Origin of the sequence: Nocardia sp. NPDC058114, assembly GCF_042884695.1 — a bacterium.
In the GTDB taxonomy this organism is placed as follows: Bacteria; Actinomycetota; Actinomycetes; order Mycobacteriales; family Mycobacteriaceae; genus Nocardia.
The window spans coordinates 317,090-342,937 of the sequence record NZ_JBHVTK010000006.1 but is presented as its reverse complement, the minus strand read 5'-3'; the positions used below and the strand labels follow the sequence as shown (position 1 = coordinate 342,937).

28 protein-coding genes are annotated in these 25,848 nt (G+C 66.8%); 12 read left to right on the top strand and 16 right to left on the bottom strand.

Translation table 11 applies throughout. The annotated features are described in order from the left end of the window. Positions 1-38 precede the first annotated feature (38 nt). The 4 genes from ACFVVI_RS23435 to ACFVVI_RS23420 are packed head-to-tail and all read right to left on the bottom strand — an operon-like array spanning position 39 to position 4,902. Complete coding sequence (locus tag ACFVVI_RS23435) at positions 39-1,481, bottom strand: NAD-dependent succinate-semialdehyde dehydrogenase (RefSeq protein ID WP_387446816.1); 1,443 nt, start codon at positions 1,479-1,481, stop codon at positions 39-41. Further along, a complete protein-coding gene (locus ACFVVI_RS23430) occupies positions 1,478-2,602 on the bottom strand; it encodes an alcohol dehydrogenase catalytic domain-containing protein (RefSeq protein ID WP_387446814.1) in 1,125 nt (374 codons plus the stop codon). Before ACFVVI_RS23430 ends, ACFVVI_RS23435 begins: the two co-directional genes overlap by 4 nt. Beyond that, positions 2,602-3,729, bottom strand: a complete 1,128-nt coding sequence (locus ACFVVI_RS23425) for an acyl-CoA dehydrogenase family protein (protein WP_387446812.1) — start codon at positions 3,727-3,729, stop codon at positions 2,602-2,604. The genes ACFVVI_RS23430 and ACFVVI_RS23425 overlap by 1 nt, the downstream gene beginning before the upstream one ends. Before the next feature lie 9 nt (positions 3,730-3,738). Next, the gene (locus ACFVVI_RS23420; protein WP_387446810.1) at positions 3,739-4,902 is read right to left on the bottom strand and encodes an acyl-CoA dehydrogenase family protein; all 1,164 of its coding nucleotides are present in this window, start codon (positions 4,900-4,902) and stop codon (positions 3,739-3,741) included. Positions 4,903-4,959: 57 nt separating this feature from the next. Here ACFVVI_RS23420 and ACFVVI_RS23415 point away from each other — a divergent pair, with 57 nt between their 5' ends. Beyond that, positions 4,960-5,559 carry a TetR/AcrR family transcriptional regulator gene (locus ACFVVI_RS23415; RefSeq protein WP_387446808.1) on the top strand — a complete coding sequence of 200 codons (600 nt, stop codon included), beginning with the start codon at positions 4,960-4,962 and terminating at the stop codon, positions 5,557-5,559. On the opposite strand, the gene ACFVVI_RS23410 is transcribed toward ACFVVI_RS23415, so the two are convergent. Both ACFVVI_RS23410 and ACFVVI_RS23405 read right to left on the bottom strand, forming a co-directional pair. Continuing rightward, positions 5,556-6,140, bottom strand: coding sequence for a QsdR family transcriptional regulator (locus ACFVVI_RS23410; RefSeq protein ID WP_378989620.1), 585 nt, complete (start codon positions 6,138-6,140; stop codon positions 5,556-5,558). The two genes, ACFVVI_RS23415 and ACFVVI_RS23410, sit on opposite strands and share 4 nt — an antisense overlap. Positions 6,141-6,171: 31 nt before the next feature. Continuing rightward, positions 6,172-6,624 carry a MarR family winged helix-turn-helix transcriptional regulator gene (locus ACFVVI_RS23405; RefSeq protein ID WP_378989619.1) on the bottom strand — a complete coding sequence of 151 codons (453 nt, stop codon included), beginning with the start codon at positions 6,622-6,624 and terminating at the stop codon, positions 6,172-6,174. A 62-nt stretch (positions 6,625-6,686) separates the two neighbouring features. On the opposite strand from ACFVVI_RS23405, the gene ACFVVI_RS23400 reads away from it, so the two are divergent. Beyond that, a complete protein-coding gene (locus ACFVVI_RS23400) occupies positions 6,687-7,055 on the top strand; it encodes a VOC family protein (RefSeq protein ID WP_387446806.1) in 369 nt (122 codons plus the stop codon). 51 nt (positions 7,056-7,106) lie between these two features. Here ACFVVI_RS23400 and ACFVVI_RS23395 read toward each other — a convergent pair whose 3' ends face one another. Then, positions 7,107-8,324, bottom strand: coding sequence for a TerD family protein (locus tag ACFVVI_RS23395; RefSeq protein ID WP_387446804.1), 1,218 nt, complete (start codon positions 8,322-8,324; stop codon positions 7,107-7,109). A gap of 127 nt (positions 8,325-8,451) precedes the next feature. Between ACFVVI_RS23395 and ACFVVI_RS23390 the strand changes: the two genes are divergently transcribed. Next, on the top strand, positions 8,452-9,249 hold the full coding sequence (locus ACFVVI_RS23390; RefSeq protein WP_387446803.1) for an EI24 domain-containing protein: 798 nt from the start codon (positions 8,452-8,454) through the stop codon (positions 9,247-9,249). 46 nt (positions 9,250-9,295) lie between these two features. Here ACFVVI_RS23390 and ACFVVI_RS23385 read toward each other — a convergent pair whose 3' ends face one another. The 3 genes from ACFVVI_RS23385 to ACFVVI_RS23375 all read right to left on the bottom strand — a co-directional run bounded on the left by ACFVVI_RS23385 (position 9,296) and on the right by ACFVVI_RS23375 (position 11,260). After that, complete coding sequence (locus ACFVVI_RS23385; protein WP_378989615.1) at positions 9,296-9,946, bottom strand: zinc ribbon domain-containing protein; 651 nt, start codon at positions 9,944-9,946, stop codon at positions 9,296-9,298. A 99-nt stretch (positions 9,947-10,045) separates the two neighbouring features. Then, positions 10,046-10,489, bottom strand: a complete 444-nt coding sequence (locus ACFVVI_RS23380) for an RDD family protein (protein WP_387446801.1) — start codon at positions 10,487-10,489, stop codon at positions 10,046-10,048. Positions 10,490-10,639: 150 nt separating this feature from the next. Next, positions 10,640-11,260, bottom strand: coding sequence for a hypothetical protein (locus ACFVVI_RS23375; protein ID WP_387446800.1), 621 nt, complete (start codon positions 11,258-11,260; stop codon positions 10,640-10,642). Positions 11,261-11,559: 299 nt separating this feature from the next. Between ACFVVI_RS23375 and ACFVVI_RS23370 the strand changes: the two genes are divergently transcribed. Beyond that, a complete protein-coding gene (locus ACFVVI_RS23370) occupies positions 11,560-12,171 on the top strand; it encodes a hypothetical protein (RefSeq protein WP_378989612.1) in 612 nt (203 codons plus the stop codon). A 333-nt stretch (positions 12,172-12,504) separates the two neighbouring features. Here the strand turns inward: ACFVVI_RS23370 and ACFVVI_RS23365 are convergent, their stop codons facing one another. Both ACFVVI_RS23365 and ACFVVI_RS23360 read right to left on the bottom strand, forming a co-directional pair. Next, entirely contained in the window at positions 12,505-13,065 is a 561-nt protein-coding gene (locus tag ACFVVI_RS23365; RefSeq protein ID WP_387446798.1) for a hypothetical protein, read from the bottom strand. A gap of 143 nt (positions 13,066-13,208) precedes the next feature. Continuing rightward, positions 13,209-13,799: a hypothetical protein gene (locus ACFVVI_RS23360; protein WP_387446797.1), complete on the bottom strand. Its 591-nt coding sequence runs from the start codon at positions 13,797-13,799 to the stop codon at positions 13,209-13,211. Positions 13,800-14,079: 280 nt separating this feature from the next. On the opposite strand from ACFVVI_RS23360, the gene ACFVVI_RS23355 reads away from it, so the two are divergent. Continuing rightward, the gene (locus tag ACFVVI_RS23355) at positions 14,080-16,191 is read left to right on the top strand and encodes an acyltransferase family protein (RefSeq protein ID WP_387446795.1); all 2,112 of its coding nucleotides are present in this window, start codon (positions 14,080-14,082) and stop codon (positions 16,189-16,191) included. Positions 16,192-16,277: 86 nt separating this feature from the next. Next, positions 16,278-17,189: an alpha/beta hydrolase family protein gene (locus ACFVVI_RS23350; protein ID WP_387446794.1), complete on the top strand. Its 912-nt coding sequence runs from the start codon at positions 16,278-16,280 to the stop codon at positions 17,187-17,189. Positions 17,190-17,233: 44 nt separating this feature from the next. Here ACFVVI_RS23350 and ACFVVI_RS23345 read toward each other — a convergent pair whose 3' ends face one another. Continuing rightward, complete coding sequence (locus tag ACFVVI_RS23345) at positions 17,234-18,142, bottom strand: hypothetical protein (protein WP_378989606.1); 909 nt, start codon at positions 18,140-18,142, stop codon at positions 17,234-17,236. Positions 18,143-18,388: 246 nt separating this feature from the next. Here ACFVVI_RS23345 and ACFVVI_RS23340 point away from each other — a divergent pair, with 246 nt between their 5' ends. Then, positions 18,389-19,048: a hypothetical protein gene (locus ACFVVI_RS23340; protein WP_387446793.1), complete on the top strand. Its 660-nt coding sequence runs from the start codon at positions 18,389-18,391 to the stop codon at positions 19,046-19,048. 54 nt (positions 19,049-19,102) lie between these two features. Here the strand turns inward: ACFVVI_RS23340 and ACFVVI_RS23335 are convergent, their stop codons facing one another. Next, positions 19,103-19,669 carry a TetR/AcrR family transcriptional regulator gene (locus ACFVVI_RS23335; protein ID WP_387446791.1) on the bottom strand — a complete coding sequence of 189 codons (567 nt, stop codon included), beginning with the start codon at positions 19,667-19,669 and terminating at the stop codon, positions 19,103-19,105. Positions 19,670-19,753: 84 nt separating this feature from the next. On the opposite strand from ACFVVI_RS23335, the gene ACFVVI_RS23330 reads away from it, so the two are divergent. The 3 genes from ACFVVI_RS23330 to ACFVVI_RS23320 all read left to right on the top strand — a co-directional run bounded on the left by ACFVVI_RS23330 (position 19,754) and on the right by ACFVVI_RS23320 (position 21,910). Continuing rightward, the gene (locus ACFVVI_RS23330; RefSeq protein WP_387446789.1) at positions 19,754-20,323 is read left to right on the top strand and encodes a hypothetical protein; all 570 of its coding nucleotides are present in this window, start codon (positions 19,754-19,756) and stop codon (positions 20,321-20,323) included. A gap of 33 nt (positions 20,324-20,356) precedes the next feature. After that, positions 20,357-21,154, top strand: a complete 798-nt coding sequence (locus ACFVVI_RS23325; protein ID WP_387446787.1) for an SDR family NAD(P)-dependent oxidoreductase — start codon at positions 20,357-20,359, stop codon at positions 21,152-21,154. Between the two features lie 258 nt (positions 21,155-21,412). After that, positions 21,413-21,910, top strand: coding sequence for a DUF6764 family protein (locus tag ACFVVI_RS23320; RefSeq protein ID WP_378989601.1), 498 nt, complete (start codon positions 21,413-21,415; stop codon positions 21,908-21,910). A 125-nt stretch (positions 21,911-22,035) separates the two neighbouring features. Here the strand turns inward: ACFVVI_RS23320 and ACFVVI_RS23315 are convergent, their stop codons facing one another. Further along, complete coding sequence (locus tag ACFVVI_RS23315; protein WP_387446785.1) at positions 22,036-22,971, bottom strand: NADP-dependent oxidoreductase; 936 nt, start codon at positions 22,969-22,971, stop codon at positions 22,036-22,038. A gap of 76 nt (positions 22,972-23,047) precedes the next feature. After that, positions 23,048-23,926, bottom strand: coding sequence for a dioxygenase (locus ACFVVI_RS23310; RefSeq protein ID WP_387446783.1), 879 nt, complete (start codon positions 23,924-23,926; stop codon positions 23,048-23,050). A 119-nt stretch (positions 23,927-24,045) separates the two neighbouring features. Between ACFVVI_RS23310 and ACFVVI_RS23305 the strand changes: the two genes are divergently transcribed. Beyond that, positions 24,046-24,519, top strand: coding sequence for a MarR family winged helix-turn-helix transcriptional regulator (locus ACFVVI_RS23305; RefSeq protein ID WP_387446782.1), 474 nt, complete (start codon positions 24,046-24,048; stop codon positions 24,517-24,519). A gap of 257 nt (positions 24,520-24,776) precedes the next feature. Continuing rightward, positions 24,777-25,652 (top strand): LLM class F420-dependent oxidoreductase, encoded by an 876-nt coding sequence (locus ACFVVI_RS23300; protein ID WP_387446781.1) that lies wholly within the window; start codon positions 24,777-24,779, stop codon positions 25,650-25,652. Positions 25,653-25,848 lie beyond the last annotated feature (196 nt).

Genomic DNA, 25,848 nt, shown 5'->3' with positions numbered 1-25,848 from the left:
GCATCACACGAATTGGGTGAACCTCACCGATCGGGACGTCACCGGTCGATGGCCAGGTACTGCAGTTCCTGGTACTCCTCCAGCCCGGTGCTGCCACCCTCCCGTCCCAGTCCGGACGATTTCATCCCGCCGAAGGGCGCGGCCGGGTCGGAGATTGCGCCGGTGTTCACACCGACCATGCCGGTCTGCAGGCTCTCGGCGAATTCGAGGGTGTCGCTGAGGTTTTCGCCGAAGACGTACCCGGCCAGGCCAGAGTCGGTGTCGTTGGCCAGTTGCAGGGCCTCGGCCGGGTCTGTGAAGGTGCGGATCGCGGCGACGGGGCCGAATACTTCAGAATTCCAGAGCCGGGTTCGGGTGTCGACGTCTGTCAGGACCGCCGGTTGCACAAAGTAACCGGATCCTGCGGTGTCGGTTCCGACGGTGTGCAGGTGTGCGCCCTGGCTGACCGCTTCGTCGACGAGCGCGGTGATCCGCTGTACCGCCGCGTCGTCGATCACGGGTCCGATGCGGGTGGCTCGGTCGAGGCCGTCGCCCACCGGCAGCGCGGAAACGGCGGCGAGGAACCGGTCGGTGAACTCCGCTGCCCGCGATTCGTGGACCAGGAAGCGGTCGGCGGCGACACAGGTCTGGCCCGCATTGCGCAGTTTGGCGAGCACCGCGCCGTCGACGGCCTTGTCCAGGTCGGCGGACTCCAGGACGACGAAGGCAGCGTTGCCGCCGAGTTCCATCGAAACCCGCAGGACTCCTTGCGCGGCTTGGGTCAGCAGGGTGCGGCCGACGGCGGTGGAGCCGGTGAAGGTGAGCTTGCGCAGCCGCCGGTCAGTGAGAATCCGCGCCGACACCAGCGGCGCGCGCGAGGTGGTGACACAGTTGACGACCCCTGGTGGCACGCCTGCCTTCGCCAGAATCTGCATGAATGCCACTGCGGTGAGCGGGGTTTGGGGCGCGGGCTTGAGAACAACAGTGCAGCCGGCGGCGAGGGCGGGGGCCACCTTGCGGGTGACCATGGCCAGGGGGAAATTCCACGGTGTGATCGCGAAAACCGGGCCCACCGGCTGTGTGCGGACAGCGATGCGGCGGCCACCACTCGGTGCGCGGAAGTACGCTCCGCTGCCACGGGTGGCTTCCTCGGCGAACCAGCGCAGGAATTCGGCGCCGTAGGCGACTTCGCCGCGTGCCTCGGCGAGCGGTTTGCCCATTTCCAGGCTGATCGTGTGGGCGATGCGCTCGGTGTCGGCATGCAGCAGGTGGAACGCGCGCAGCAGGATGTCGCTGCGGTGGCGCGGATCGGTGGCCGCCCAGTCGTCCTGGGCGGCGACCGCGGCGTCCAAGGCGGCCGAGGCAGTCCGGTCGTCACCATCGGCGACGGTGGCGACCTCTTCGCCGGTGGCGGGGTTGCGCACCGGCATCGTCGCCGCGCTGTGCACCCAGTCGCCGCCGATGAACTGGGCGACCGGGAGGTCGGAAAGGGTGGATGTCATCGTGGCTCCATGTCGGGTTCGAAGACGATCACCTGACGCACCGCCGCGCCGTCGGCGAGTTGATCCATCGCCTCGTTGAGGTCGTCGAGTCCGATGCGGGCGGAGATCAGTTTCTCGACCGGCAGCCTGCCCGCCCGCCACATCTGCTCGTAGCGCGGGATATCGCGCGCCGGTACCGCGGAGCCGAGGTAGCTACCGACCACGGTGCGGGCTTCCGCGGTGAACATCAGGGGTGACAGTGTCACAGTGGCCGACGGGGCGGGCAGACCGACGGTGACGGTGGTTCCACCGGGAGCGGTGGCCAGAAAGGCGGTTTCGAACGCGGCGGGGTGACCAGCGCACTCGATCACGTAGCGCGCCCGGATCCCCTGTGCCGCAACCTGTTCGGGTGTGCAGGTTTCGGTCGCACCGAGGTCGCGGGCGGCCGCGAGCTTGGCGGGCAGACGGTCGACCGCCACGATGCGCCGCACCCCGATCGCGGAGGCGGTGAGCAACGCGGCCATGCCGACGCCGCCCAGCCCCACCACCATCAGGTCGTCCTCCGGTCCCGGGTCGGCGACATTGAGCACGGCGCCGCCCCCGGTCAGGACGGCGCACCCCAACAGTGCCGCGACCTCGGGCGGCACGTCGCGGCCGACCGCGACGACCGAGGCCTGGTCGATCACCGCGTGCGTGGCGAACCCGGAGACGCCGAGGTGATGACGCACGGGCCTGCCGGCCCTGGTCAGTCTGCCGGGGTGGTGCAGGAGCTCGCCTGCCGTGTTCGACCGGGTTCCTTCGGTGCAGGGCAGCTCACCGCCGCGGGCACACGCCGCACAGCGCTCGCACCGCGGCAGGAACGACATCACCACCCGGTCACCCACTGTCAGATCGTCGACCTGGTCGCCGAGTGCCACCACGATGCCCGCCGCCTCGTGGCCGAGCAGCATGGGCAGCGGCCGCGCCCGATTGCCGTCGACCACACTGAGATCGGAATGGCACACACCGGCCGCTTCGATCCTGACCAGCACCTCGGTGGGGCCCGGCTCGTCGAGTTCGAGGTCGTAGACCCCGATCGGGCGCGACGACGCGAACGGCCGCGGCCGGTCGGGGTGGTCGAGAACCGCGCCACGGATACGCATCAGATCTTCGCTTTCCGGTGCTCGCCCAGCGGGCCCGACAGGTAGCGCAGGTGATCGTTCGTATCGCCCAGGGTGTGTTCGATGGTGGTGAGCCGGGCGGTGTAGTGCCCGACCGGGTATTCGGCGGTCATGCCGATTCCGCCGTGCAGCTGTATGGCCTCCTGGCCGATGTGTTTGCCGGAGAGGTCGATTCGCCGTTTCGCACGGGAAGCCACCGTCGGATCGATGACGCCGTCTGCCAAGGACATCGCCGCGTACAGGTTCATGCTGCGGGCCAGTTCCAGCGCGACGTACATGTCCGCCGCCCGGTGGGTGAGAGCCTGGAAGGTGCGCAGCGCGACACCGAACTGCTTGCGGGTCTTCAGATACTCGGTGGTGAGTCGCAACGCCTCGGCCATCGCACCGACCGCTTCGGCGCCCAGTGCGGCCTGCGTCGTGATCACGGCTTCGTCGATGATCGCACCGGCGTCGAGGTCGGCGCCGAGCAACTCGGCGGGCGCACCACGGAATTCGATCTCGGCGCCACTACCTCCGTCGTAGGTGCGGTAGGCGGTGCGCACGACCGCCGTCTCCTCGGCATCGACCAGGAACAACGCGGTCTCGCCGGTGGGTACCACGGCCGAGACGATCAACCGGTCGGCCCGATCTCCCGAGGGCACAGGACTTTTGCGACCGGTCAGCGTCCACCGGTCACCGTTGGCGACGGCCAGGGTTTCCGAACGCGTGTCCGGCCAGCGGACGCCGGGCTCGGCGTGGGCGAAGGCGAACAGCTGCTCGCCGTCGACGATTCCGGGCAGCAGGGACGCACGCTGGTCTGCGGTGCCGGCCCGGCCGATCACGAGGGCGGGTAGCAGGGCGCAGTCGAAGATCGGTTCCGGCGCCAGGGTGCGGCCGATTTCCTCCAGCGCGAGCATCGTTTCGATCGGGCCGCCGCCGACGCCGCCGTCCTCGACGGACACGGTCAGCCCGAGCAGACCGACCTCGGCGAAGTCCGCCCACACCTTCGGATCCCAGCCGGGAACATCGGCGATCACCTCCGCGCGGCGTCCGGGAGTGTAATGGCGGGTCAGCACGCTGCGCACCGTGTCGCGCAGCAGGGTCTGCTCAGGGGTGAAGGTGAAATCCATGGCGGTTACTCACAGTCCGAGGATCGTCGAGGCAATGATGGTGCGCTGCACTTCGTTCGATCCTCCGTAGATGGAAGTCTTGCGGTAGTTCAGGTATCCGGCGATGGTGCGACGCGCCCAGTCGTCGGTCTCCCCCACCCGGGCGACGGCAGCGGGGCCCGCGATATCGACGAGCAGTTCGGTGACGGCCTGCTGCAGTTCGGTACCGCGCAGTTTGAGGATCGACGAGACGGGGTTGGGAGCGCCGCCACTCGAACTCGCCGCGACCCGCAGCTGCACCAGCTCGAGTGCCAGCAGTTCGTTGTCGAGATCGGCGATCCGGGCGGCGAAGGTCGCGTCGTCGAGGAGCGTGCCGGTGCCGAGCCTGGTCTGGGCGGCGTATTCCTTCGCCAGCTCCAGGCGGACCTCGGTCTGCCCGACCGCGGCAATGCCGCTGCGTTCGTTGCCGAGCAGGAATTTGGCGTAGGCCCAGCCGTGGTTCTCCTGGCCGACCAGCTGATCGGCCGGGACGCGTACGTTCTCCAGGAACACCTCGTTGACTTCGAAGCCGCCGTCGATCAGCTCGATCGGCCGCACGGTCACGCCGGGGGTGTCCATGGCAAACAGCAGCATCGAGATGCCTGCCTGCTTCTTGGGCGCGGCGGGATCGGTGCGGACCAGGCAGAACATCCAGTCCGCGCTCTGCGCGGCGGTGGTCCAGGTCTTCTGCCCGTTGACCACGTAGTGATCACCGTCGCGCACCGCGACGGTGCGCAGCGAGGCCAGGTCGGAGCCGGCGTCGGGCTCGGAAAAGCCCTGGCACCACCAGATGTCGAGATTCGCCGTCGCGGGCAGGAATCGGGCCTTGAGCTCGGGCGAGCCGAACTCGGCGAGTACCGGGCCGATCATGTTCGTGTTGAAGGTGAGTGGCTCGGGCACCGAGGCGAGCTGCATTTCGTGATGCCAGATGTGGTGCTGCACGGCCGACCAGTCCCGGCCACCCCACTCGACGGGCCAGTGGGGTACGGCCAGCCCGGCGGCGTTGAGGATGCGCTGAGTGGTGACGAAGTCGTCTTTGCTCAGCTCGTGCATGTGTCGGTTCCGCCCGCGGATGTCCGCGGGAATTTCACGGCGGAAGAAGGCTCGCAGCTCGTCGCGGAAGGCGAGCTCGTCCTCGGTGAAGGCCAGTTGCATGGTCCAGTATGTTACATAGAGTTCTGCGTGTATCAAATGGAGGTAGGGACCCGGCACATGAGCACTTCCTTCGCAACGTCTCGATCCGGCAGCGTGCAGCGCGGTCGGCTCATCACCGCCGCGCGGACGACGTTCACCGCGCACGGCTATCACGGCACCACGATGGACACCGTGAGCGCCGTCGCCGACGTCACCAAACCCGTTCTCTACCGCCACTTCTCCACCAAGAGCGAGCTCTATCTCGCGGTGATCCTGGAGTATCTGGACGACGTCGCGGACAGGCTGCGCAACGCCCACGACGCGGCGACCTCAGACGTCGACCAGGTGCGGCACTGCGTGACGGTGCTCTTCGATCTCGTCGAGTCCGGCCCGCATTCCACATCGGAGCTGGTTTTCGGTGCAGGGGCCGTCGGCGACCACACCGTCGAGTCCCGAATCGCCAGGGCACTGGCGGATTTCGTCGACACGCTGGCCACTCACCTGCACCCGCACGAAAATCGGTCGCAGCGCACCCGCCTCCTCGCCGCCGGACTCATCGGCGCGACCCTGGCGGCGGCACACGAATGGCACCGCCTGCGGCAACCGATATCGCGACAGGCGGCGCTGGACACCCTTGCCGCGTGGTACTGCTCGCGCCTGCGCGACAGTGGCGACTAAGCCCGAAGCAGGGCAGCCTGGACGCGACTCAGCCGCTCCACGTCACCCTGGAATCCGGCCACCGCGTCGTTGTACAGGAACGCCTCCCACAGCCGGACCAAGGCATACGCGAGGGTGGCGCGATCGATCGGCGGCTGATAGCCCTGCTCCTCGGCGCGCTCGAGCAGACCTTCCACGATCGAGACCGCCGCCGGGTGCACCACCCCGTCGCTGCGGGTGATCACGCGCAGTGCCGACGTGGATTCCTGATCGAAGTAGGTGCGCAGCGAACCGTCTTCGACCAGCCAGTGAATGGCGCGGTCGAGGATCTCCACGAGCCGTTCCCCGCCGGTGGCGGTGCTGCGCCGTTCGGCGTAGGCGACCATGCGCTCGAGCTGGCGCGCCAAAGCGGCCCCGAGCAGCCCGTCCCGGGAACCGAACCACCGGTAGATACTGGTGCGACCCAGACCGAGTTGGGCGGCAATGGCATTCGCGTCGACTCGATTGCCCGCCAGGAAGACCTGCACGGCAGCATCCAGCACGTCGTCACGGCTCGCCGCGGCCGGGCGGCCGGGAGCTCGGGTTCCTTCGGTGCGTGCCACGCCGACAGCATAGAGCGCGCCGGGGAACGGACTATGCGCCGTCGCTGTCATCGCGCAGAGAACCGATCATGCTCCGCAGGATCCGGAACGCGCCCGACTGCTCGGCCTCGGTCATGCCGGCCAGCATTCTGACCTCGACGGACCGGACGGCCACGGTGGCCTGTTCGAGACTCCGTCGTCCGCGAGGCGTGAGCCGCGTGGGAAGAACCTTCCCGACGGGCGCCGCCGCGGGCCTGGTCACATAGCCGTCTCGTTCCAGGGTCTGGAGCAGCACGTTCATCGTCTGCCGGGTGACGAACGCGCCCCGCGCGAGCTCGGAGTTCGACAAGCCCGGTCGCTGAGCCAGCAGCTCGAGGCAGGAGTAGTGCGTCACGCTCATCCCGAGCGGGCGCAGCACTTCCTCCATGGCGATGCGAAGCGCGCTCGACGCCTCTTTCAGCAGGTAGCCCAGTGACGTCCCCAGATCGACCCCGTCTTGACTCATGTCAGTATTCTGACATAGATTGGTTCGTGTCAGGATACTGACACGACTAGAAGGAGTTCATCATGCCCGCCACCGGCCCCGACTTCCTCTCGCTGCAAACACGCGACCTCGACGCTTCCCAAGCGTTCTACGAGCAGTACCTCGGCCTCGTCCGCTCACCGACCGGTCCTCCGCACGCCGTCGTCTTCGAGACGAAACCGATCGCGTTCGCCCTGCGCGACATCGTTCCCGGCACCGATCTCGCCGCCGTTTCCCAGCCCGGCATCGGTGTCGCGATCTGGCTCCACGCCACAGATGTCCAGGCCGTTCACGATGCTCTCGCCGCCGACGGTCACACCATCGTCTCCGCACCGATCGACGGCCCCTTCGGCCGAACCTTCACCTTCGCCGACCCCGACGGCTATCACGTCACTCTCCACGACCGCACGTGACGGCCGGCCGATCACCGGCTCCCGCGGCCCTTGTCGACCCCAGCAGCTAGGTCATCCTCGTGTGACGAATCGCCCGAGCAGGGGCACCGCCTCACCGGGATGCTTGGCATCGAAGCCCTCGCCGAGGGCTTGCAGCTGCCAGTCTCCGTCGCCGCGAAAGACCTTCGCCATGGCCATCGCGGTGCACCGCATCCCACCGGTCAGCGAGTATCGGGCCAGTTCGGTGTCGGTCGTGTTGTCCACCAAGCGACAGAACGCGTTGACGACCTTCTCGAAAGTATGTCCCTGGTACGAGGTCACGATGAACAGCAACGTGGTGACGTGAGCCGGAACGCGGGTCAGATCGACCAGGATCACCTCGTCGTCGCCCTCCCCCTCACCGGTGAGGTTGTCACCCTGGTGCCGGATCGAGCCGTCTTTGGACACGAGCTGCCCGTAATAGGCGACATCGACCAGATTTCGGTCGGCGAACATCGCCACCCAGGCGTCGAGGTCGATCTCGATCGCGCGGCGCCCGAACAGCCCGCCGCGCCGGATCGGATCCCAGCCCAACCCCATCCGAATGAAGGTCAACGCGACGCCACCGTCTTTGCGCAGCGTGACCCGCTGGCCTTTCGCCAGGCTGACGGGTCGATTCTTCGACAGCCTGACCTCACCGGCGGCGACCGGTGGCGTCGCGCGCGGCGGTGGCGGGTGACCGGCAGTCGCTGGAAGCGGCGGCGGACAGCTCGGGACTGGTGTGGCGGGGCGGGCCGGCGGCGGAGGGTCATCGACCGTGACGCCGTGGTCGGTGACCAAGGCGGCGAATCCACCGGCGTATCCCTGTCCGACCGCGCGAACCTTCCAACTGCCCTGGCGACGGTAGAACTCGACCGCGATCACGATGGACTCGGTCGTCAACCCGTCGATCCGGTACTCGTGCAACCGAATGCCGGATGCGTCTGTCACGAACACCGACGGGGCCGCAATCCGTCCGAACGTGGCACGCGCGTCGTCGAGGGTGATCACCACTCGGATCTGGGCGACATCGGCCGGGACCTGATCCAGCGAAACCGCCAACCCTGACGGTCGCCCCGACGAGGTCGGCTGCAGGCGAACGCCGGGCCCCGTCGGCTGGTTGTAGAAGACGAAGTCCGCGTCCGAGCGAACCTTGCCCGCGTCGGTGACCAGTAGCGCCGACAGGTCCGCGGCCGCATCGATCTGCACCGCGACCACGACATCGTGGACGGTCAGCGGGCTGTTCTGCCCTTTCGACAGACTCGTCGACACCGTTGCGCCTCTCACCCCCGAGGAATGCTTGGTTCCACTGTACGAGAAATCATTTCGTACCAGGGCGTGAAAGCTCAACGCCCACAACACCGCCGAGGGGTCGATCGATCGCGGATAGGCTACGGCCATGCATGAACTGGGGACAGGGTTCGGTTACTTGTGGAGCGGGCAGCGGTGGGTCGCGAGCCACGGTCGCTGGTTCGGCTTCGGGCTGTTGCCCGGCCTGGTCACGTTGATCCTCTACGTCGCGGTGTTCACCGCAGCGGCGTTCGGTGTCGGGGATTTCACCGCGTGGATGTCGCCGTTCGCCGACGACTGGAACTCGCCGTGGCGCGGGCTGTTTCGTGGGTTGCTGGGCGTGGTGTTGTTCGGGTTCGGGGCCCTGGTCGCGGTCGTGGCGTTCACCGCGATCACCTTGGTGATCGGGCAGCCGTTCTACGAGCGACTGTCCGAGCAGGTCGACAGGTCGGAGTCGGCGGACGGCACCGCGCCGGAATCGGGCAACGGGTTCGGGCGGGATCTGTGGATATCGACCCGCGACAGTGTTCGCCTGCTGATCAGAGTGCTGGTCTGGGCTGTGCTGTTGTTCGTTCTCGGGTTCATCCCCGTCCTCGGCCAAACCGTCGTTCCGGTGATCGGGATCGGCGTGACCGCCTTCTTCCTCGCCCAAGAACTCACCGCGGTGGCATGGCAGCGTCGCGGCGTCGAATTGCGCGAACAACTGTCCGTCTTGCGCGGACGACGCATGCTCGCCTGGGGCTTCGGTGTTCCGCTCGCCCTAGTCTTCCTGATCCCGTTCGTGGCCGTGCTGCTGATGCCCGGCGCCGTCGCGGGTGCGACGCTGCTGGTGCGCAGCCTCGGCGAGGAGAACCGACCGGAGGGTAAGCCACTGGTCAGCGAAGCGATGACGACACCGCCCCGATAACCGAGGGCGCTCATGCCGATGTCGTGAGCGCCCCCGATCGCCGCGCCTATCTGGCGCGACCGCAGTTCGAGCAGAACAGCGCGCCTGGACCTACCGGGGAACCGCAACCTTGGCAATCGATGCGGATGTCGAGTGCGCTGCCACAGGATGGACAGAACCGGCCGCCGTCGGTGGTGGCGGCGCAGGTGGGGCAGGCGACGCGCGCGGGAGTACCGAGGTCGTGTTGTCCCGACCACTCCTGACGCTGAGCCGCCTGGTGGATCTGCGCGCCGCGGGCGGCTGCCTGCGCTTGCGCGATCTGGTGCCCCACCTGCGGCGAGCAGTTGGTGCACTGTCCGACATGGTCGTTCCAGCAGATCCGCGCACACGTCCACGAACCACAGCCCGCACACAGACGGAACTCGCGCGCTACCTCGTCGACAGCCTTGGCGAACGCAGCGTCCTTGGTGCTCGACGCGGAGCCGCCCCAACTGTTGGAGTAGCTGTCCGCGGCCGAAGATACTTTGTGGAGGAGAGGGATTCGGTCCCCGAGCAGATCACGCATCGAGCGCAGCACACCGCGACCCCGAGACAGGTAGTTCTGCTGGAACGCTGACCGGTGGACGGTGGTGCAGCGTTCGCAACGGAACTCCCACTGGAAACCGTTGTCGTTGGACTGGTCGGAACAGTTGCTGGTGAAGACCACCGGTACGGCCATGTGTGTTCGGTTCCTCTTCCGGCGCAGGAGTTTCGGCGTTCGCCGATTCCTTATCGCCGGGGGCCGCGAAGAACGCAACACAACCGCACCACGGCCGGATCAGTCCTTGACCACCTGGGTGCCACCCGCGAACTTGTCGTGCCAGCCCTGTTTACTCGGGCTCGAACTCACCGTCACCGCGATGCCGATGGCCGCGACGAACCACAGCAGCCCGCCCAGCCAGGGAATCAGGTTCAGCAGCATGTAGGCGTTGCGTTTGACCGATTCGACGAGATCGGGCTTGACCGCTCCGCCCGCGCCGTTCACGTGCAGACCGAGCAGCTTCTTGCCCGGGGTCGATCCGGTCGCCACTTCGAAGACGACGAAGTACAGGAACCCGAATCCGGCGCCGGGCAGGATCGCGATCCAGCTGGGGAGATCGGTGACTCGCTCGAGGATCCAGAACAGCACGGCGCCGACGATTCCGGCGATGATCCAGTCGATGAACCTGGCCCCTGCCCGACGTCCGATTCCAGCGGGAGTGATGCCGACTGCGTTGGTCATGGTTCCTCCTCGAATACACCAGTCACGGTGGTACACCGAGGATCTCACACACAGCGAATGGGCAGGAGCCGGTCAGTCGGATCGAGGCCACATCGAGTGCGGAGACGACCGCCGCGACTATCGGCACGGCAGACTGACGATCCCGGCGGGTCAGCGGGTGCTGACGCAGACCACGTAGCGGCGCTGGTCGTAGACGACACCGCGGTCGCCGATCGTGCAGACGTTCACATCCGTGGTGTCATGCCGGATCTCGAGGACGCGGACCCGACCGGGGATGTCGGCGGCGCAGTCCACGTGCCTCGCCGCGTCCCCCGCCATGTCGAGGCACTCCCCGACGGTCCAGTCGATGTCCAGGCAGAGGGTTTGGTCCACGCCGCCGGGCAGTGTCCGAGGTTGGGCGCGGTCGACGTCGCCCGGGCAGTGCCCGCCCGCCGACGCCAATTCCGTCACCTTGTAGCGGGAGTTGATGTCGCCGCACGAGACCTGGCGAATATCGTCCGGACTCGCATTCAAATCCACACAATCGCCGGCACGCAGTTCCACCCAGGGAATCCGCGTCGCGGATTTGGTCAAAGTCGACACGACGCTGCCAGAAACATCGGTAATAGTTCCCAGCGGTTGAGTTGCCGAAACCTCGCTCGGCAAAGTTTTTTCAGCCGAGGCATTCTCAGGCCCGTCGGGCTCCTCGGCCGCGAACCCCACCACGACCGAAAGCGCCAGGTAGAACGCACCTGCCAGGGCAAACACCGCCCCTATGGACACGCCGAGCATGGCTAGGTTTCTTCGACGTGCCATCTGTGTTGTCCTACTCATCCGCTGGACATCCCCGACCGACGTCCCACTCGCCTGACAGTTCTTACACGGCACACACGAACGTGTCGAATTGTGAATCTGCGTCTTTTAACAATGCTAAACACTGGTCCACCGCCCAATTCGACACGGTTCACCGACAGCCGGAAAAGGATGCTATTGTCTGCCCGATCTCACTGGCGGACAACACGGTTCGCGCCCCGAGCAGCGGCGCGCCGTTTTGCCGCGCAAACTTTCGTGATGCGTAAAGGAATTCCCTGATGAAACTCGGTTACTTCCCTGCTGCCACGCTCCTGGTCGGCGCCGCCGTCTGGATCACCGCGGGGACCGCCGCCGCGCAGCCGGTCGCACCGCCGCGCCCTGAGGTCACCACAGCCGGGGTCGACCAGTCCGTGCACTACGAGGCCACCCTCACCGAGTTCTCCCGGGTGCTGACCACCACCGTCGCCGGCGGAACGTTCACCACCACCGACGACAACACCGCGGTCACCCTCGTCGCCGACTCCGGCGCCGTCGTCACCCGTATCCCGCTCACCTACCAGATCTCCGGCAAGGAGATGCGGGTGGCGCAAACGATCTCCGACAACGGCCATCACCTCGTCCTCGCCCCGCAGGCGAGCGCCACCGGAATCGGCGAGATGCAGGCCATCAGCCCCATGTCCCAGCTGACCAACGAGATCAACCGCAACGTGGTCGGCGTCGTCGCGGGCGGCATCCTCGGCGGCCTCATCGGCACGGTCCTCGGCTTCGGCTTCCTCAGCATCATCACCGGCCCCGTCGGCCTGGTCCTGGGCGCCATCGCCGGCGGCTACGCCATGGGCGGCCAGCCCTTCCTCGACGCCGTCACCGCCGCCGTCAGCGGCCAGCCCTGATTCACTGACGTTCCCGGCCGCGGTATCCCGCGGCCGGGCGTTCTGACCAGCCGAGTCGTTGTGGTCAGGTACCCGGTCAACGGATAGCCGGGTACTGACCAGAGCGCCAATCGGACAGGCGTAGACGGATCGCGTCGACCATCGGGAGCGCGTCGGTGTCCGCACAGGTGACTTACCTACGCCACCGTGCTGGAGAGCGACCCAAACGGGTGGCGGACCCGGGTACTGGACGCCGTGCGTTGGTCTTTGGCTTATTTCGGGATTGGGTACACACAGCCGTGTCGTTTGTCGCCAACCCGAACGGGCTGCCGTTCACGCACAGAGGCTCACAGATCAAGGGTGAGTCGAGGGAAAGTCGATAGCAACTACGCATTCACCGTTGTAACCGTCGAGGTCGTCGGCCAGCCAGCTTTCATCGGGCCGGATCTTGTGAAACCGGAACGTACCGTTGGTTTCGTTGGTCGCGATGATGCATCGCAGCGGAATCGACGCGTCTAGTTCACCAGCCAGTCGCCCGACCTCCCGCGCCAGTGCGATCCCCTGCCGAAGCAGGGTTCGCTGCGCGTCGACGCTGACGATCGGCCCTTCGGCGTACGTAGCCTCAACGGGCACAAAGCCTTCGAGATGGAAGCTGGTATGAGTACATTCCCAGCCGGTCAGATCGACGGCCTGCCCCGGCGCGTTGTCAGCGTGCGCGGGAACAGGACACCAGCACACCACCTCGCCGCGGCATTCGATCCCACCGTCCACCCTCTTCCGCAGACCGGCCGCCAAGCCCTCCTCTGGGTCCAGGCCGCCGAATCCGTTCCGAACACCGAGCACCCTCGTCGCTCGGTCGTTCATCATCACCGTAAGCACAACCAAAGCTATCGCTCTGACCGACGCCGACGGCACGCCGCCGAACGTAGTGCTGGACGGTAACCCGTCGCACGAAGCCAGCGACGTTCCGAGTCGACTCAACAAGATCGGTAGACCACCGCTGCGCGGAGATGACGCTGTGGCCGAACTCGCGCGCCGACTGGCAGTTCGGCCGGACATCAGCTCTCGAACTGGCCCCGGATGTGCGCGAATTCGCGCGTCGCATCAGCTAGTGAGGCGCCCACCCAGACGATCTTGCCGAAACTGTTGTCGGCCACCCACGAGCACAGGGCCGTCGCGCCCTGAACGGTTTCGGCAGTGGCGCACTGGGCGATACCGCCCAACGGGCCCTCGTCGACCCTCGTCACGTCTCGGGGCGTGGTGCCGAGCGTGTCGGTCAACAGCCGGTCGAGGTTGGTCTCGGGGTTCTTCAAAGACGCGGCCACCACATGGACCATCAGCTCGGGCTGCTCGCTGGAGGCGCCGTAAGCGGCGACCACCGAATCGACGTCCGCACCGTAGGTGCTCTTGACAGTCGCGGCCTCGCGCTGAATTTCGGGACCGGCGAGGCGCGGAAGACCCTGCAGGGCATCGGGTTCGGTCAACCGTACCGAATCGCTCTCGATACCGAACAGCGGTTTCAGGTGCTGGAGGCCACCGCCGGCCAACGTCAACCCGATCACCGCGCCGACCGCGCTCGCGATGACGATCCACCGATTCCGGCGGACCCAGGAGTGTTGATCGGGTGTCGTTCGGTCAGTGGTGTCCATGGACGTCCCTTCATGACGACGGCACCCAGACCATAACTACCCGAGTGGAATTCAGATCATGTTTACCGAACCACTATCCGTTCGGCGACCTACCGCCACCACGATCGCCGCGAATATCGACGCCCGATGGCATGGCCCCCGGCTCAAAGCCAGCGCCGGCGAATGGACCTGGCGGTTTCGTCCGTGGTAGGAGAGTTGTCATGTCCTCGTCATCGTCCGTTCTCCGGAGAACCGGCTCGCCTGTACCCGATGTGAGCTCCGCGGGGCGGTGTCAGGGGCTGTGACCGATGTTGACGCCGATTCGACCGAGCAGACTCGTCTCGGCACGGCAACGCGAACCAACCGTGAGTTGGAGTACCGCTTCGATCTGGACGGGTTGCGGGGTCTCGCGATCGCGTTGGTCGTCGTCTTTCATGTGTGGTTCGGTCGTGTTTCCGGGGGTGTAGACGTCTTCCTGGTGCTTTCGGGGTTCTTCTTCACGGGCTTGCTGCTGCGCCGAGCGGAGTCGCCGGAGCCGTTCTGGGCTTTGTCGGTCGTGCGCCGCACTCTGCGGCGGCTCGTCCCGGCCATGACGGTCGTGCTGGCGGCGGTCGTCGTCGCGACGGTGGTGTTGCTGCCGTATACACAATGGTCGACGGCGGCGGCGCAGGTTCTGTCCTCGCTGTTCTACTACCAGAACTGGCAGCTCGCCCTGACCTGGTCGGACTACCTGGCCGCCGATCCTTCGGTCAGTCCGCTGCAACATCTGTGGTCGATGTCGGTGCAGGGGCAGTTCTATCTGGCCGCACTGCTGACGGTCGCGGCTGTCGCCTGGTTGTGCGCGCGGCTCTCACGACCTGGTCGGATTCGCGCGACCATCGGCGCTGTCGTGGTCGCGGTGTCGGTGGCCTCGTTCGTCTACGCGGCCTACGGCGTCGCCACGAACCAGGGGTGGAACTACTACGACAGCTTCGCCCGTGGATGGGAGTTGCTGGCCGGCGCCGGGCTCGCCGTCGTCGCGCCGACGCTGATGTTGTGGCGACAGGTGCGCGTCGCGCTGTCGGTGTTCGGTGTTCTCGGTGTCGTGCTGTGCGGGTGGCTCATCATCGACGGCGCCAACCGGTTCCCCGGCCCCGCGGCCCTGCTCCCTGTCTGCGCGACGGCTGCGGTGATCCTCTCGGTGACCCAGCTGCGGTTCGCCGACTGGCCGTTGCCGAACCGGCTACTGGCGCATCCGGCCATGCGGTGGCTCGGCGATATCGCCTATCCCCTGTACCTGTGGCACTGGCCGATCCTGATCTTCTTCCTCACCGAACGCGGGAACACCCACGCCGGTCTCGTGGGCGGCACCGGGGTGATCGGGCTGTCTGTTGTGCTGGCCTGGATGACACACCGCTGGATCGAACAGCCACTGCGGCAGCGCACTTCACCAGCCGACAGCAACGATGCCGGGGACGCACGATCGCGGCACCTCGCCGCGTCCGCGGTCGCGGTGTTGCTGGCGGCGACCATCACCGCCACCGCCGGTTGGCAGTTCGCAGTGGTCCAGGTCAAGCCACCGGTCGCGGCCGGGGAGCTCGACCCGGCACTGTACCCGGGTGCGGAGGCGCTGGCCTCCGGCGCTGCGACACCCGACGAGCCGATGCGACCCACCGTCTTCGCCGCACCCACCGAAGTCCCCCCGCCCACGGCGGACGGATGTATCGCGGACTGGGACACCCGCGACGTCGTCACCTGTACCTATGGCGACCCGGATGCTGATCGAACACTGGCACTCGTCGGGAGCTCCCATGCCGAACACTGGCTGCCCGCGCTCCAGGTGCTCGCCACCGAACACTCGTTCCGCATCCAGGTGTACTTGAAGATGGGCTGCCCGCTCACGCTGGCCGACGACGCCAGCTACAAGGGCGAGCCCATCCCGGACTGCCGGGACTGGTCGGCCGAAGTGATCGACCGCCTCGATGCCGACCGCCCCGACTGGGTGTTCACCACCGGTACCCGGCCCCGCGACGAGGGCGGCGACGAGACGCCCGCCGACTATCTCCACGTCTGGGCGGCGCTGTCGGACCGCGGTCTCAACGTGGTCACCATCCGCGACACCCCCTGGCTGCGCCGCGGAACCGTCCGATACAAGGCCACCGATTGCTTGGCAGGCGGCGGGAACCGAACCAGCTGCGGCATGCGCCGCGAGGACGCGCTCGACCCGGTCAACCCAGGACTGGAACCGGCCTCGGCGTTTCCCAGTGTCTTCCCGATCGACCTGACGGACGCAGTCTGCGAACCCACGCTCTGCGCGGTAGCCGAAGGCAACATCCTGATCTATCACGACGAACACCACCTGACCGCGAGCTACTCCCGATCCCTGGCCGGACCACTCGGACGGGAGCTGCAACCGATACTCGGGTGGTGGTGAGGAACGCCGCTGGATCCGACCGCCCCATCTCGTCGCTGACCGACAGCGGGAACGATACGGAGCAGATATCGAGAGGAGATCTACCAATGGCGCACGGAGGCAAGCGTCGCATTGCCGGTCTCGGTGTGCTCGCGGTGGTCATCCTCGCCCTGGGATATCGCGCCACGGATCTGTCGGTACCGGCCGAGACGATCGCTGTGGAAGCATCGGCGATTCCGCCATCCCCGATGCGCATCAACTACGGAAACTCACCGGAGACATTCGGCGACCTCTATCTGCCACCGGCATCGAACACGCGACTGCCCGTGGTGGTGCTGATCCACGGCGGCGGATGGGCGCAGAACCGGACCCTCGCGCAATTCGACGCCCATGCCCGTGCGCTGGCAGGCGACGGCGTCGCCGTGTGGAACATCGAGTATCGCCGAGTGAACGGCGGCGGCGGATGGCCGGTCACACTCACCGATGTCGACGACGCCGTCGACGCGCTGGCGAACATCGTCGCACCACGCCTCGGTAACCTGCTCGACCTACAGCGGGTTCACCTCGCCGGACACTCGGCAGGCGGCCACCTCGCCGCCTGGACCGCCGGACACCGATCGGCCGAACCACCGAGACATCCCGCGATTCGCATCCGCAGTCTCACCCTCATGGCGGCGGTACTCGACTTGGATCTGGCCGTCACCGAGAGCCAGGATTCGTTCGTCCCGAAGCTCCTCGGCGGTACGCCGACGGAGGTACCCGACCGCTACCGCAACGCCTCCCCCATTCACCGCCTCCCGGCGAACGACACGCGCATCACCGCAATACACGGCGAGAACGACCGAGTTGTGGCGCCGCTACAAAGTCACCGCTACGTCGAAGCTGTCACTCACGCCGGCGGCATCGCCGACCTACGAATCCTGCGCGGTACCGGACACGGTGAATTCGCCGACGCCGAGTCTGCTGCATGGAACACAGCGCGCGACACCATCATCGGCTACGTCGGCACCATCAACTGACGCTCCGCTCGCACGATCGCCGGCACACCGTGGTGCTGACCACGTCACTCGAAGTAGACCGCATAGTCGCCGAAAGGGACCTGGCCGGTCGGGCTCGCTGTGATGGCGTCGGCGACCTGCGGGGGTATGGGAGCCCAGTAGGCCGGCATCTCCGCCGCCAGGGCCGGGTTCAAGATGTAGATCAGCGCGAAGTTCACAATCCACAGCGGCGGGGCCATCGACATGCCGACCTCGGAGCTCACGCCCCCCTTGGTGTTGGTCACCAGCTGCGCCGCGCCCGAAATCTGTTGTGCCGCGAAGCCGTAGGCAGCTTGCACCGTGTAGGCCGACCGGTAGAGCGCGACCAGAGTGCGCAACGCGCCGTTGTCGCGCAACCACGTTCCGACGTAACCGCCGGGCGCGAGCAAGGTGTTCACCTGCCTGGTCGGCGCGTCCACGTTGGCCGGGCTCTCCAACAGCCCACCGGGGTTCACGTACAGTCCGTAGCTGGCCAGCACCGAGGGCGTGCGCTGCCCGTTGACCTCGGAATAGAGAGGGCGGCCGACCGTATTGGTGAGGATCTCGACGCAGGCGACGATCACCTCGGCCGCCTCGCGGCTGCCGCCGACGCCGCCGCCGGTGCTGAGGTCACGATATTGCTGCTCGGTCAGCGCGTCGGCTCTGTCGAGACCCACCTGACCGGCGATCGTGTCGGCCAATGCCTGACCGAGCGGCTGGTTGAGCTGCTCCGGACTCGTCATCAGCGGTGGTGCGACGTGTTCGTAGGCGGGCGCACCGGCGAAGGGGATCGCGAATCCGGTGTCGGAGGTGTTTGCCATGGGTTGCCCTGAGACGGTCTGGGTAGCCGTCAAGGAGAGCAGGCACGCACCGATCAGTGCCAGAACCGAGATGACTCCGCGGCGGGCGGACGATCCGCGCCGATGCCCCGGGCTCGCTATCCGCGTGTTACCCATCGTCGACCTCTCAGAGCATTGTCGTAGGAGGTGGAACCCATTTCCAAGTCAGTCAAAGCCGTGTCCGGCGCCCCTGTCAAGCCCCGCGCCGCGCCGCGAAGGACGCGCGCGCGTCCCCCTGATCGGATCGACGGACCAGCTCACTCACTCGCGGAAATATGCCATTGCCGATAAATTGCCGTTGAGACTCCTGGTGCTCGTTCGCTGCACCCCTCCGCGGAAGTTGAACATCGGTACTGTGCGTGTATGAAGCAGGAGCCGTCCGGTTACGAACTCTCGTTGGCGCGCATCGCTCCTGTGCGGCGCTGGGACGATCGGGACAGGGCGCTGCACAGCGATTCCCCGATTGTCGACCGCTCGACTGCGGCGTTTCGAGAGGCCTACTACGCCGAGGACTCCCGGCGTGCGCGGCGAGCCCACGAGGAATTCGATGCGCGGAGTTGGGAATTCGTCATCGATCCGGCAATCGACGAGTGGGCGCGAGCATGGGTCGTCGGCGCACCGGCGGCGTTGCAGCTACGCCAGTCGACGTTTCCGGACTGGGCCGACCTGCTCGGTTTCCGCACCCCCGACTTCGAGATCGAATCGGCACTGGAAGCACTGATCAACCGTGCGGCGGCCAGCGGTCTGGTGCGCTCTCCCCACCCGGGCGTTCTCGCTACGGCCTACTCCAGTCGTCATCCGTACACCGAACTCACCGACGGAGTGGGCTATGGCTTCTATCCGGCGGACACCGAAGAACTGATCGTCCACGGGTCGGCCGCAGTGCGATACGAAGACTTCGACAGCAGGCCTGAACACGGTCCGGGTGCCGTCGTTGCCGCGATCCGATTGGTGATGGATACCTTCCAACAGCCTCGTCCTGGGCATATGCAGCCTGGGAGATTTTGGCAGCCTCCGGGTTGAGCAGGTCGGGGGGCAAAAGATCTGTTCGTAACACCCGATCTCGACGACTGCGGGTCAGCTTGTCCCGGTTCGGCCGGGGGCGGCGGTGAGGCTGTGGACGAGCAGGTCGATGACGGCTCGCTTGCCCGCGTCGTCGCGCTGATGGGTCAGTAGGCCTTCGATGACGAAGGTCCCGATGGCGGTCATGGCGGCGAGGTCGGCCTCGGCGGCGCCTGCCCTGCGGAGGTCGTCGGCGAACAGGGCGTCAGCCAGCTGGTGGAACCCGGCGTGCCAGGTGCCGATGGCGGGAGAGGCCGGGGCGCGGGTGTGCACGGTGTTGACGAGCCCGTGTAGCCGTTCCAGCTGGTCGACCACCCACAGCAGCCGGTCGTTGAGCGGCAGGCCGTCGACCGACGCATAGGTCGCGAGCGCTTCGGCCAGGAGGCGATCCAGAACGGCGATGAGCAGCTCGTCCTTGTCCCGGAAGTACCAGTAGACCGTATTGACGGTGACTCCTGCGCTCTTGGCGATCTGCCCCATGGGCGCCGACTCGTAGCCGTCGTCGATGAACAGGCGCTGCGCGGCAGCGATGATCTCCGCGCGCTTCTCCTCGCGATCCTGCGGGCGTCGATTCCTGGGCACCCCATCACTTTATCTTGAATGGTCCTCAAGAACGCGCTACCTTCTTGAGGACCATTCAAGAAGTCGAGAGAAGTGGAGTTCCCTGTGGGCACCGAAGCCGTGACCGCGGAGCTGCGCCGCCTGAACACCAGCGGCCTGCTTGCCCTGTTCACCACCCTCGAAGCCCCCACGATCAGCGAGATCGACGGTGAATACACCGCCGCCCTGCTGGCGCAGCCGAACCTGTTCGCCGTGGCGACCGGAAAGGTGGCCGTGGCCAACCCGCTCGGTCCATGGCTGTGCAAGGCATTCCAGCCCGTCGACGAGAACAGCGGGCGCGGCTACAACACTTTCAGCGAGTTCGGTCGGGTCCGGCAGCGCTACCCGATGCGCACACTGTTGGCGCCGTCCCGCTACGACGGCGCTGCGGCCTACACGCTCATCTACCGCGCCTACACCTCGATGTGCGGGTCGCTCCATATGGTGGACGAGGTGCGGCGTGCCGCGCCCGGCGTCTATCTGGGCATCGGCACCTGGGGATTCACCGACGCTCAGCGGCGCGTACCCCGCCCCTTCCTGCTGACCGGTCCGGTCGGCTCCTACCGCGGCGACATCGGCAAAGCCCGCCATGACTTCACACCCGGTCCTCGCGAGCTGCCCGGCCCACCCGTCTGAACACCGCCCACCCCCATCCGAAACGAAGGACCCATGACCACATCCCCCCGCACCGCCCTGATCACCGGCGCGTCCGCCGGCATCGGCGCGGCGTTTGCCCACCACCTGGCCGCCAGCGGCTACCAGCTGCTGCTCGTCGCCCGCCGCGCCGACCGGCTACAGGAGCTCGCCACGCAGCTGACCGAACGTCACGAGGTGCGCTGCGAGGTGTTCGCCGCCGATCTCACCGACCCCGCCGCACCCGCCGCGATCCTCGACTACGCCGCCCAGCAGGGCTTGGACGTCGACGTCCTGATCAACAACGCGGGTCTGTCGGGCAAGACCGCGTTCGCCGACACCCCATGGGACGCCCTGGCCGCGGAGATCCAGCTGATGGTGACCGCCCCGACCGAACTCGCTCACCTGGTCATCCCCGGCATGAAGGAGCGCCGCTGGGGCCGGATCATCAACCTGTCCTCGGTCGCGGCGTTCGCCCCGCCCGGCGCCGGCCTGCTCTACACCGGCATCAAGTCCTACGTCCTCAACACTTCGCAAGCTCTCGACATGGAACTCGAGCCCCATGGCATCCATGTCACCGCGCTGTGCCCCGGCTTCACCCGCACCGAATTCCACGACGTCATGGGCACTCGTGACGCAGCCGACCAGTTACCCCGGATCCTCTGGCAGCAGCCCGAAGCTGTCGTCACCGAAGGCTGGGCCGCGGTGATGAAAGGCAAACCCGTGTGCATCCCGGGCATCGTCAACAAGATTTCCGCCGTCGCCATGAAGCCCCTGCCCATCCGACTGGGCTACCTCGCCGGAAAGACCCTCAACCCCTTCAAGAACGGCTGAGCCCTCGCTCGCTCGTCGTGTTCAGCGGCGGCGTGGCCGCCCGGCCGATCTCGGAGCCCACCTGTACGGGCACCTCCACGCTGCCGCAGCCTGCTCAACGGTCTCGCCCGTCCTGCGAACGTAAAAGTAGCCGAGTGCATCGAATTTGCATCATTAGGTGCGTAAGCTGAAGGTTGTCCAACTCAGATTTCAGCTCGACCGGGCAGCCTCGCGGGTTGCCGGGTACGAGCGACACGATCGAGAGCGAGGGTGACCCCGATGTTCAGCTTCACTGCTAGGCGCGCCGCGGCCCTATTGGTAGGTGCGGGTGCGGTTTCACTGTCGGCTCTGGTCGGCGGCCCGACAGCGAATGCCGCGCCGGTCGCGGCCTGTCCGGCCCCCGGCGCTACCACGGCCCAGGCGGGCGAGGAGGGTGCGTCCTGCGCCGCGGAAAGCGAGGCCATGGGGGCGGCCGCGGCATACGGACTCGACGGCAACGCCGACGCCGACGCCGCCCCCACCAGCCTGTCGCTCGCGATCGCGGCGAACGGCGGCGAGGCCGCCTCGGCATCGCAGTATCTGTCCGGACCGGCCGCGATCGCGGTGGGGCCGGGTGCACTGGCGGTTGTCACCGGCGTGCGGCCGGGACTGTCCATCGGCATCGCCGGACCCGGAGCCACGGTGACTGTCACCGGGACCTCGACACCCACCTGTGCGGGCGGGCCCGGATTCGCAGGTGACTTCCAGACCCTGCAGGGATGCGTGTCGATGGGCTGACGCCCCGATCCGGCAAGACCCTAAACGATCTTGCATTCCACCTGGCCGACGGCGAGCTCGCCCGACCCTCGATGCGGAGGCGCTTCCCGCTCGAGCGGGAAGCGCCTTACCTCGGTCGGGTGCGATCAGGGGGCGAGTACGACGGTCTTCCCGGTCAGTCGACCGGCGCCCGCGTCCGCGTGTACCTCGGCCAGCTCTGCGACCGGGCGACGGTCGGCGACGTGGAGGCGGAGCTTGCCGGCGTCCACTTTGGCGACCAGCTCGCTCAGTTGGGCCCCGTCGCTACGGACCCAGAGACTCTCGCTGCGGACCCCGCGGGCGGCGTCGTCGGGAATGGGGCCTGCCGAGCTGACGGCGATCCCGCCGTCGGCGACATAGTTCGTCAACTGTGCGAGTTCCTCGGGGGAAACGCGCACATGGTTCACCACCACCTGGAACGGACCACCCACCGCGTCCGGACCGTCGGCGAGGCTGAGCGGGCCTTCGACCCGGACTGCGCCGTAGCCGCCGAGCCGGTCCGCGTGCTCCGGCGCATCCACCGCGGTTACCCGTGCTCCCGCATCGACAGCGAGCTGCACCACCAGGCTGCCCACCGCACCCCCCGCCCCGTTGACCAGGACCGTCTGACCCGGCTTCAGCTCGGCGAGCTCGAACGCCAACTGCCAGGCGGCGAGGCCGGTCAGCGGCAGCGCCGCGGCGTCCGCCAACTCGATCGACTGCGGTGCCGCGGCCAGGGACTCGGCGGGAACCAGCGCGAATTCGGCTGCGCCGCCCGCGGAGTCGAGGGGCAACATCGCCACGACCCGGTCACCGACCGCCAGGCCCGTCACATCCGCGCCGAGTTCGACGACGGTGCCCGCCAGGTCGATGCCCGGCACATACGGCAGCACGATCGGGAGCATCTGCGCCAGATGCCCGGCGCGGATGTGATCGTCGACCGGGTTGAACGAAGTAGCGACGACCTGGACGAGTACCTGCCCCGGCGCGGGGACAGGACGTTCGATGTCTTCGTAGCGCAGGACTTCGCTGGCGCCGAACTCGTGGAAACGGATTGCCTTCATGGAACTGTCCTCCAGGGTGTGCGATCTCGTCGCCGCGGGATGAGGCGATCGAGCGGGAAGGGAAAGCCGAACCGGCTCAGGTCAGTTGGACCGAGCGGATGGAATTGCCCATGACCAGGCGGTCGATGGCGCTCACCGCACTGGCGGGGTCCGCAGCGGCACCGACAGTGAGCAGCAGCGGAACGAAGTGTTCGGCCGTCGGGTGGGCAACCGCGGCCCCGGGCGCCTTCCTCCGGTGATCAGCCAGCGCATCGACGTCGCCGCGGGCCAGAGCATCGACTGCCCACTCATCGAAAGCTGCTGTCTCGGCGACGAGCTCAGGATGGCGGAAGACGGCGAAGCTGTGTGTCATGAAGCCCGAGCCGAGCACGAGGATGCCTTCTTCGCGTAGGGGCCGCAGGCGTGCGCCGAGTTCGAGGAGCACGCGGGGATCGAGGCCGGGCATCGAGAGCTGTACGACCGGGACATCGGCAGCGGGGTACATGGCCATGAGCGGGATGAAGGCGCCGTGGTCCAAGCCGCGGTCAGCGAATTCGTGCACGGGCGCAGGGCCCAGCAGACCGGCGATTCGGCGGGCGAGGTCGGTGGCGTCCGGGGTCGCGTAGGGAAGGGTCTTGTAGTGGGGGTCGAAGCCGCTGAAATCGTAGTAGAGCGGAGTGCCTGCCACGGCCCCGGTGACCGCGGCTGGTGCTTGTTCCCAGTGGGCCGAAACAACAACGATGCCACGGGGTTTGGGCATCGACTGAGCCCAGGCGAAGAGGTCGCCGAGCCACTGCGGATCGTCGAGGGTGAACGGGGCACCGTGGCTGACGAACAGGCTCGGCAGCGGCCCGTCGGCCGGACTCCACAGGAGTTGTTCGCGCGCCTGTGGCATAACACGGGCGAGCAGCTCCGTGTAGGCGGCAGCAGGCTTGCCCGAAGCTCGGCCGTTCGCGGAGAGGCGGCTGGTTGTCATCAATATCAGCTCCTTAAGTTGCCCTGGAAAGTATTTTCACTTGCCTAGGCAAGTACCAACGTAGCGCACGATTACTTGCCCAGGCAAGTACGTGTTTCCTGGGCAAGTACGATGAGCGCATGAACACCCCGTCACCCTGGCTCGATGAGGACCAACAGGAGCTCTGGCAGGCGCTCCTCACGGTCGTCACCGCCCTCCCCGCAGCTCTCGACCGTCAGCTACAGCGCGACGCGGGCATCTCCAACTTCGAGTACGGGGTGCTGGCCAGGCTGTCGATGGCCGACGACGACACGATGCGCCTGAGCGACCTCGCCCGGGTCTGCGACAGCACCCAGCCCCGGCTGTCGAAAGCCATGGACCGCTTCGAAGCCCGCGACTGGGTCACCCGCCGACCCGACCCCAGCGACGGCCGATACACCTTCGCCACCCTCACCGACGGCGGCCGCCGCAAGCTCGCCGACAGCGCCCCGGAGCACGTGGCGCAGGTGAAGCGGCTCGTGTTCGATCCGCTGACCGCCGCTCAGCGCCGCAACCTCGGGACCGCGCTCACCCGCATCGCCGCCACCGTGCGTGGGGAACTCGAACGAGGCTGAGCCGCCTGGGGCCTCCCTCCCCCGCATCAACCCGCGACATCCCGAAGCAGACCGACGCCGAAGACCCGGGCCGCGGCTGCTCAGACGATCGCGGCCGAGGCCCTCGGTGAAATCGCCGACAGGAGAACCGTTTCCGGGCCATGCCGCGGACCGATCACCTACCAGGGGCGACCTCCTGTTCAGCTGAGCGCACGAAAGATCGAGGCTAGGCTTCGGTCACGACGGCACGATGTGATCGATCAGCAGGAAGAAACATCATGAAATTCGGTATTCTCTTCGCGAACACGGGGACGATGGGTGAGCCGGCAGCTGCGGCCGACCTTGCGAAGACGGCCGAGGGGTTGGGGTTCGAATCCTTGTGGGCCAGTCAGCACGTTGTCATTCCCTCCGGTTATACGTCACCCTGTCCATATACTCAGAACGGCCGAATGCCCGGCGGCGATGATATGTCGATCCCGGATCCGCTGGTATGGCTCGGCTATATCGCGGCGGCTACGGACACCATACGACTGGCCACCGGCACGATGATCGCTCCCCTGCTGAATCCAGTTGTACTGGCCAAGCAACTCGCCACGCTCGACCACCTCAGTGGCGGACGGGTCGAGTTCGGCATCGGACTGGGCTGGCTGAAGGAGGAGTTCGAAGCCGTCGGCGTACCCTTCGAGGATCGTGGTGCGCGCGCGGACGAATACATTTCAGCCATTCGAGCACTGTGGACACAGCCGGTCGCAAGCTATCACGGCAAGTACGTCGATTTCGACAAATGTATCCTGCGCCCACAGCCTGCCCAGAAGTCGATACCCGTTCATATCGGCGGCAATTCTGTCGCCTCGGCCAGGCGGGCGGGGAGTTATGGCGACGGATTCTTTCCGATGACCAGGGAAGCCGACACCCTGAAATCTTTGCTGATCGAGATGAGAAATGCCGCGGTAGCGGAAGACAGGGATCTGGACGATATCGAGGTCACCGTCAGCACAACCCTCATCGGAAAGAACTCCCTTGCAGAACTGGACACTCTGCGCAGCCTCGGCGTAAGTCGGGTATTAGTTCCCGCAGGGCTGTTCTGGGGCGACCCGGCAGCGGCGATGCAGCGGTACCAGACGGATGTCATGGCTCCCTTCAACGGCCGTTGACGCGTCCCCCGCCTATCGAGATCGCTTGGGCCACCGCACATCCACACGTTCGGACCTAGCCGTACGAGCAAGCCGATCACCAGGGTCGACGGCCGCAGAGACATACACCAACGGGCCCACCTACCGCCGGAACGTCGACTCGAACCATGGCGGCGGGCCGACCAGCGCGCTACGATTCAGGAAATCACGTCAAGGG